Raw genomic sequence first — 7,730 nt, 5'->3', positions numbered from 1 at the left:
CGACGGTCATCGTCGAGGTCCTTTCGAGATGGATGTGAAGAGTTCTCTCGAAGAATCACGCGGTGACCGTCGCTACGTCAGCAGCGACACGGTCACCGGTTCGTACACCACCTTGCCGGACGCAACCCCGGACGTGGGGAGCTGCTCCGGTCTCTGCGCGGGAGCGGGCGCGGCGATCGCGGTTCCTCCCCACGGCCGGGCTCCGCCCGTTCTCCGCATGGACTGTGGATAACGTGGGCGAGGGCGGATGCGGGCGCGTTACCGTGGCGGCATGATCCTCCCGCGCCCCACCCGCACGCTCGCGGCCACCGCCGCGGTCGCGCTGGCCGCGCTCATCTGCGGATGCGGCTCGCCCGCCCCCGCGCCGGCTCCCACCCCGACCGGCTTCGCCTCCGAGGCCGAGGCCTTCGCCGCCGCTGAAGAGACCTACCGCGCCTACGTCGACGCCCTCAACCGCGTCGATCTCTCCGACCCCGCCACCTTCGAAGACGTCTACCAGTGGACCACCGGGGATCTGAACGCGTCGGACCGGGAAGGACTTTCGCGCTACCACGCCGAAGGATTCACGGTGTCGGGGGAATCGGTGATTACAACCATCGAAGGCAACGTCTGGTCGCCATCTAGCGGCGAGGTCAGCCTCGCCGTCTGTCTGGATGTAAGCAGTATCGCGCTAGTAAATGCATCGGGAGACTCACAGGTGCAGCCTGACCGCACATCCGTACAGAGTTTGACCGTTGCTCTCAAGCCCACGCAATCCGGTGAACTCGCCATTCGAGACATCGTCGGCCGTGAAGGTGCTCCAGAATGCGACCTATAGCGGTCCAAGCCATCGTGCTGTTGACGCTCGTTCCGTCGGCTCTGTCTTTCACGAAGTCCGGTTGCAGTGACGTGGGCACATGGTCGACGACGTGCACGATCGATAATCCGGGCTCGCGGATCGACATCGTCGCCGACGCGACGCTTCCGGGCGTGAACGGCGGCGAGAACTCCGGAAACCGGGGCGGCAACGGCACCGAGACGGCCGACGACGCACCCCGCTATGACGAGGACGGCAACCTCCTGCGTCCGGGATGCCGGACGGTGCTCTGCCGCGACGGCTACTCGGTCGGCTCCCTGCCGGACGTGACCCTCGCCGACCTCGCCTCGTTCCGACCCGCGGCCCCGACCCTCGAGAGCGAGCCGACCGGCGTCGGCATCGTCGGGATGCCCACGAACCTGGTGTCGTCCGCGGCCGAGCAGAGCATCCCGGGATCGCTGTTCGGCTACGACGTCGTCGTGCGGTTCACTCCGGTCGGCTACCGCTTCTCGTACGGCGACGGCGCAGCCCGCACCGCGACCACCGGCGGTGCATCCTGGGCCGCACTCGGCCAGGCGCAGTTCACGCCGACCGGCACGAGCCACGCCTACGGCCGGCGCGGCGACTACACGGTCGCCGTCACGGTGCAGTACGCGGCCGCGGTGAGCTTCACCGGCGGAGCATGGCGCGACATCGACGGGCTCGTCGAGGCGACCACGGACGGTCATCCCGTGCGCATCCTCGAAGCCCGCACGGCCCTCGTCGACCGCACCTGCGCCGAGAACCCCGCCGGCGCCGGATGCTGACCGCCCCGAGAGGTCGCGGCATCCGCTGTACAGGAGAAATCGGCTGGACGGGAGGAGAAGGTGAAGAACGTCCTGCCCGACAGATATCTCCTGCTCTCGACGTGCGCGGCGACCACATCCCCGGCCGTCCCGCCCAACTCATGCCCAGCTCACGTGATCAGGGGCGCGAGCCGCTCGGCGGCGGGCCGGAGCACGTGCAGGAGGGCTGCGGGCTCGCCGACGCGGTGCACGGCGCCGGAGAACCCGATCGCCGCGGCGAGCCGTCCGCCGTCGTCGCGGATCGGCACGGCGATGCAGGCGACCCCCGGGGTGGTCTCACCCAACTGCCGCGTCGCCCCGAAGCGGGCGAGGTCGACCGCGGCGGCGCGGGCGACCTCGTCGTGCGCGCCGCTCTCCACGTGCGCGATCCGTCCGAGCGCGTACCGCGCGGGCTCACGCGCCAGCCGCAGCTCGTCCGACAGCGGGAAGTCCGGGTCGGCGTCGGCGATCGTGAGCCGGCCCTCGCCGAACAGCACGACGTGCACGCCCCCGCGCAGGGCGGATCGCGTCTCCGCGAGCACGGCCCGCGCCGCGGTAGGCAGCCGCACGGGCACCGCGACCGCCGCGAGCTGGGCCACCTTCGCCCCCAGCGCGAACCCGGAGAGGTCACGGGTGCGCACCAGGTACTCGTCCTCGACGAGCAGGTTGACGAGACGGTAGGTCGTCGCGCGCGGCAGCCCGAGCGCATCGGAGATCTCGCGGGCGGTGACCCCCGCTCCGAGCGCCGCCACCGCCTCCAGCACGGTCAGCGCGCTGTGGATCGCCCGCGGCTGGCGCGCGGTGAGGCTCGGGACCGTCTCCGCGCGCCTGCGCTCAGGCATCCGGCTCCTCGCCCGCGTCCGGCGGCGCCGAGCCCCGCACGACGCCCCCGAGCACCTGCGCGACGACGGGCTCGTCGTAGGTGCCGATGCCCTCGAGCGACACGCCGCCACGCCGCATCCGCCAGACGATCGCGGTGCACGCGGCGATCGCGGTGAGCACGACCAGCCAGATGACGCCGCCGCCCGACGCGGCGTCCACCGCGAAGAACGCGACGAGCGCCGCCGTCAACGCGACCGCGGAGACGACCGCGGTCACGACGGCGCCCGGCGTCAGCTCCCCGATACGGCGCAGGAACAGCGGCGCCGCCACGCAGACCAGGACGTAGGCGACGATGTACCCGGCTCCGCCCAGCGCGATCGTCAGATGCATCGCCGCGCGCACGTCGACACCGCCGAGCACCAGCGCCAGCGGCACGAGCGTCACGACGGGCAGCGACACGACCAGGGCGCCGACGGGCGTGCCCCAGCGGCGATGGGTGCGTCCGACGACGCCGGGGAGCACGTGGTCGCGGCCCATCGTGAAGAGCACCCGGCTCAGCGCCGTCGTCGACCCGATCGCGCAGGCGAGGAACGAGGCGGCGATCCCCACATCGGCGACCACACCCCATCCGCCGAGTCCGAACGCGACCGCCAGCTCGTTGATCGGCGAGACGCTGTCGGCGAGCGTCCCCCCGATCGCGGCGAACCCGGCGACCTGCGTGACGGCCGACAGCAGGTAGAGGCACACCGACACGAGCACCGTCCACGCGATGGCCCGCGGCACGGTCCGAAGCGGCGTGCGCGCCTCGACGCCGAGCGTGGCCGCGCTCTCGAATCCGACGAACGCCGTGAGCGCGATCAACGCCCCCGCCGCCAGCGCCGCGGGCGAGACGTCGTCGGACGGCAGCAGCACTGCGGGGTCGATCGGCCCCATCTGCACGAGCAGGGCCACCAGCAGGGCGACGATCAGCGCGACCGACACCACCTCGATCACCAGGGCGACGCGCGCCGAGATACGGATGCCGCGCACGAGCAGCAGCACGAGCAGCGCCGCCTCGGCGACCAGCACGGCGGCAACCGCGGCCGGTCCTTGCGCGGCGGGCCAGAACGCGCCGAGCAGCAGGGTCGTGTAGTAGGCGCCGCCCAGCAGGGTGAACATCGCCACCGCGCCGTAGCCCACGACGATCGCGGCTCCCGCCGCCAGACCGGGCCCCGGCCCCATCCCCCGCGCCGTGTACGTGTACACCGAGCCCGCCGCGGCGAACCGGCGCGCGAACTGCGACACGGTGCGTGCGACGAGGAGGCTCAGCACCCCGGCGATCAGCACCGCCGGCACGATCGCGGACGGGGCGACGCCGGCGATCAGCAGCACGACCGTGGTCGCCGCCGCCGACGGGGCGACGGCGGACACCGACTGCGCGAGCACGTCGAAGAAGCCGACGCTGCGGCGGGCAAGCCCGTGCAGCGGCGAGCGCACCCCGAACCCGCTGACGGGGTCCGGGCGCGAGATGGCGCGCTCGAGAGCGGTCATGGGACACCTCCGGATGCTGCGCATCGACGCTAGCCGCAGCCGATTGCTCCCCCGCGACACCCGCGTTTCCGTCAGATGACGCCCGAATGAGACACCGTCGACGCCCCGTCCCGTTCGGGGTGCCCCAGGCTTCACGTCGCCGAGACGACCACGCAACCGGGCGCCGGGAGACTCTCACCGACAGCTCCGCGTCATCCGTCCGCCTCCCCCGCAAGGAATCCCATGACCCAGCTCGAATCCCCCGGCCTCGCCGCGTCGGCGAAGCGCACTCTCACCGGATCGCTCGGCGTCACGGCCATCGTCTTCATGGTCGTCGCCGCCGCATCCCCGCTCACGGTCGTCGGCGGCGCGGCTCCGCTCGGCATCCTCCTCGGCAACGGCGTCGGCTTCCCGTCGCTCTACGCGATCAGCGCCGTGATCCTGCTGCTGTTCGCCGTGGGCCTGGCCGCCATGACCCGCCATGTGCCCAAGCCCGGAGCGTTCTTCACCTACGTCGGCTACGGTCTCGGCCGCCCCAGCGGCCTCGCGGCCGCGTGGATCGCGATGCTCACCTACACGACGATCCAGGTTTCCGTCTATGGCTACATCGGCTACATCCTGAGCGTCACGGTCGCCTCGCTCGGCGGCCCCGCGATCGCCTGGTGGCTCTACTCGCTCCTCGTCGTCGCCCTCGTCGGCACGCTCGGCTATCGTCACATCGACCTGTCGAGCAAGGTGCTCGGCGTGCTTCTGGTCGCCGAGGTGGCGATCGTGCTGGTGATGGTGGCGGCCGTCGTGTTCACCGGCGGCGAGGAGGGGCTCGGCGTCGCCCCGTTCGAGCCGGCGAACATCGTCAGCGGCTCCCCCGGTGTCGGCCTGATGTTCGCGATCGCCGCGTTCATCGGCTTCGAGGCGACCGCGATCTTCCGCGACGAGGCCCGCGATCCCGATCGCACGATCCCGCGCGCGACCTACGGCGCCGTCATCGGGATCGGCCTGTTCTACACGCTCGCCTCGTGGGGGCTGGTCATGGCGTGGGGACCCGACGGGATCTTCGATGCGGCCGCGGAGGATCCGGGCACGCTGATCCTGCGCACGATGTCCCGCTATCTCGGCGTCGCGGGAGAGGTGACGGTCAACGTGCTGCTCATCACCTCGATGTTCGCCTGCGTGCTGTCCTTCCACAACGTGCTCACCCGCTACCAGCACTCGATGTCCGCCGCCGGGGTGCTGCCCGAGCGCGTGGGGGCGGTGCACCACCGCCATCTCTCGCCGCACGTCTCCTCGCTCGTCCAGACGGGCACCTCGGTCGTGCTCGTCGTGGCCTTCGCGCTCTTCCAGCTCGACCCGATCCTGCAGGTGTTCACCTGGTTCGCCGGCGTCGCCACCCTCGCGATCGCCGTCCTCATGGCGGTGACCTCGATCGCCGTGATCGTGTACTTCGCGAGGACCCGCAAGGACCGCCGGGTGTGGAACACCATCGTCGCGCCGGCGCTCGGCTTCGTCGGCCTGATCATGTCCGCGGCGCTGATCGTCGCGAACTTCCCGCTCATGGTCGGCGACGTGGATGCGGACGGTGAACCCGTCTTCGGCGTGATCACCTGGCTGCTCCTCGCGCTCATCGTCGTCTTCCCGCTGATCGGCTTCGTCCAGGCCGCGTGGATCCGAGCCCGGCGACCGGCGGCGTACGCGAAGCTGACCGACTCGATCGCCGGCTGAGGACCCGCGGGAACGCCCGCTCCGTCCGCGGATGCGGGCGCTCCCGCCGCCCTGAAGAACCGTCCCCGAACAACCCCGTCGAGACCCCCCGCCCCCCTCACAGAGAGCCCGACATGAGCGTCACCGACACCCGCACCGCTTCCGCCGACACCGCGCCGCCTTCGCCGCGACACCCGCTGTCCTCCCTCACGACCGCCGAGATCGAGAGCGTGCGCGCGATCGTGCAGGCGCTGCCGGAGACCACGTCCACGACGCGTTTCGCCTACGTGGGTCTCGAGGAGCCCGAGAAGGGCGAGGTCCTGGCCTGGGAGCAGGGAGCGCCGACGCCCGAGCGCAAGGCACGGGTGCAGCTGCTCGACATCGTCACGACGCGCTCGCTCGACATCGTCGTCTCCATCGACGCGGGCACCGTGCTCAGCCGCGTCGAGCTCGACGGGACGGATGGGCAGCTGCCGATCCTGGAGGCGGAGTTCGAGGAGGTCGGTCTGATCGCGAACGAGAGCGCGGAGTGGGTCGCCGCGCTCGCCGACCGCGGGCTCACGCCGGACGACGTCGTGCTCGTGCCGCTGTCGGCGGGCAACTACGGGTACGACGACGAGGCGGGCCGGCGCATCCTGCGCGCCTTCGCGTTCCGCCAGGACCACCCCGCCGACCACCCGTGGGCGCATCCGGTCGACGGGCTCACCGCGTACATCGACGTCGCCGATCGCCGGGTCATCCGCATCGTGGACACCCCCGGATTCGACATCCCCGCCACCAGCGGCAACTACGACGACCCGGAGGTCCAGGGGCCGCCGCTGGAGGGTCTGAGACCGATCGCCATCACCCAGCCCGAGGGCTCGAGCCTCACCGTGGACGGCGAGCACCTCGCCTGGGGCGGATGGGACCTGCGCATCGGCTTCGACGCCCGGGAGGGGCTCGTGCTGCGCCAGCTCGCCTTCCATGGCCGGCCGGTGATGTACCGCGGCTCGATCAGCGAGATGGTCGTGCCCTACGGCGACCCCGCCCCGAACCGCTTCTGGCAGAACTACTTCGACACCGGCGAGTACCTGTTCGGCCGCTACACGAACGAGCTGGAGCTGGGCTGCGACTGCGTCGGCGACATCACCTACGTCGACGCGGTCCTCGCCGACGAGCTCGGCGCGCCCCGTACCATCCGCAACGGCATCTGCCTGCACGAGGAGGACTTCGGCTCCCTCTGGAAGCACACCGACATCTTCACCGGCGCCAGCGAGGTGCGCCGACAGCGCCGGCTCGTGATCTCGTTCTTCACGACCGTCGGCAACTACGACTACGGGTTCTTCTGGTATCTCTACCTCGACGGCACGATCGAGTGCGAGGCCAAGCTCACCGGCATCCTGTTCACCTCCGCCTACCCCGGCGACGCCGAGGACGGGTCGCCGTACCCCTTCGCCTCCGAGGTCGCGCCCGGCCTCGGCGCCCCTTACCATCAGCATCTGTTCTCCGCACGCCTGGACATGACCGTCGACGGCGTCGCGAACGTCGTCAACGAGATCGACGCCGTCCGCGTGCCCGTCTCCGCGAACAACCCCGCCGGCAACGCGTTCAGCAAGAAGGTCACCCCGATCGCCTCCGAGAAGGTGTCGGGGCGGCTCGCCGACGGCGCGGTCAACCGCGTCTGGCAGATCGCATCGACCGAACGGACGACGCAGCGGGGTCAGCCGACCTCGTACGTGCTGTTCCCGACCGAGAGCCCCGTGCTCCTCGCCGACGACGCGTCGTCGATCGCGGCGCGCGCCGCCTTCGCCACGAAGAACCTGTTCGTCACGAAGTACGACCCGACCGAACGCTACGCGGCGGGAGACTTCGTCAACCAGCACCCCGGCGGCGCCGGCATCCCCGCCTTCATCGCGGGCGACGAGCCGCTCGTGGGCGAGGACGTCGTGCTCTGGCACACCTTCGGGCTCACCCACTTCCCCCGCAACGAGGACTGGCCGGTCATGCCCATGGACTACGCGAAGTTCACCCTCAAGCCCTACAACTTCTTCGACCGCAGCCCCGTCCTGAACGTCCCCGCCCCCGTGTCCACGCACTGCACC

At 71.0% G+C, this 7,730-nt stretch carries 6 protein-coding genes; 4 read left to right on the top strand and 2 right to left on the bottom strand.

Annotated elements, in window-relative coordinates; genetic code table 11:
- Positions 1 to 271 precede the first annotated feature (271 nt).
- Both GVL03_RS18530 and GVL03_RS18525 read left to right on the top strand, forming a co-directional pair.
- Positions 272 to 817 carry a hypothetical protein gene (locus GVL03_RS18530; RefSeq protein WP_159502488.1) on the top strand — a complete coding sequence of 182 codons (546 nt, stop codon included), beginning with the start codon at positions 272 to 274 and terminating at the stop codon, positions 815 to 817.
- A 71-nt stretch (positions 818 to 888) separates the two neighbouring features.
- On the top strand, positions 889 to 1,602 hold the full coding sequence (locus GVL03_RS18525; protein WP_159502487.1) for a hypothetical protein: 714 nt from the start codon (positions 889 to 891) through the stop codon (positions 1,600 to 1,602).
- Positions 1,603 to 1,751: 149 nt separating this feature from the next.
- Here the strand turns inward: GVL03_RS18525 and GVL03_RS18520 are convergent, their stop codons facing one another.
- Positions 1,752 to 2,462 carry a helix-turn-helix domain-containing protein gene (locus tag GVL03_RS18520; protein ID WP_159502486.1) on the bottom strand — a complete coding sequence of 237 codons (711 nt, stop codon included), beginning with the start codon at positions 2,460 to 2,462 and terminating at the stop codon, positions 1,752 to 1,754.
- Positions 2,455 to 3,972 (bottom strand): APC family permease, encoded by a 1,518-nt coding sequence (locus GVL03_RS18515; protein ID WP_159502485.1) that lies wholly within the window; start codon positions 3,970 to 3,972, stop codon positions 2,455 to 2,457. The genes GVL03_RS18520 and GVL03_RS18515 overlap by 8 nt, the downstream gene beginning before the upstream one ends.
- 222 nt (positions 3,973 to 4,194) lie before the next feature.
- Here GVL03_RS18515 and GVL03_RS18510 point away from each other — a divergent pair, with 222 nt between their 5' ends.
- Together GVL03_RS18510 and GVL03_RS18505 are read left to right on the top strand one after the other, a co-directional pair.
- Positions 4,195 to 5,670 (top strand): APC family permease, encoded by a 1,476-nt coding sequence (locus tag GVL03_RS18510; RefSeq protein WP_159502484.1) that lies wholly within the window; start codon positions 4,195 to 4,197, stop codon positions 5,668 to 5,670.
- A 113-nt stretch (positions 5,671 to 5,783) separates the two neighbouring features.
- Positions 5,784 to 7,730: primary-amine oxidase (locus GVL03_RS18505; protein WP_159502483.1), on the top strand; the 1,947-nt coding region annotated here is incomplete at its 3' end.

The organism is Microbacterium sp. 18062, from assembly GCF_902706225.1.
Taxonomy (GTDB): domain Bacteria; phylum Actinomycetota; class Actinomycetes; order Actinomycetales; family Microbacteriaceae; genus Microbacterium.
Note: the sequence above shows the minus strand (reverse complement) of the source record. Positions and strands in the feature narration are given on the sequence as shown.

Bases quoted from the DNA above. Each gene is read 5' to 3' on its own strand.
- GVL03_RS18530 (WP_159502488.1), top strand. From the start codon at position 272: ATGATCCTCCCGCGCCCCACCCGCACGCTCGCGGCCACCGCCGCGGTC.
- GVL03_RS18510 (WP_159502484.1), top strand. From the start codon at position 4,195: ATGACCCAGCTCGAATCCCCCGGCCTCGCCGCGTCGGCGAAGCGCACT.
- GVL03_RS18515 (WP_159502485.1), bottom strand. From the start codon at position 3,972: ATGACCGCTCTCGAGCGCGCCATCTCGCGCCCGGACCCCGTCAGCGGG.
- GVL03_RS18520 (WP_159502486.1), bottom strand. From the start codon at position 2,462: ATGCCTGAGCGCAGGCGCGCGGAGACGGTCCCGAGCCTCACCGCGCGC.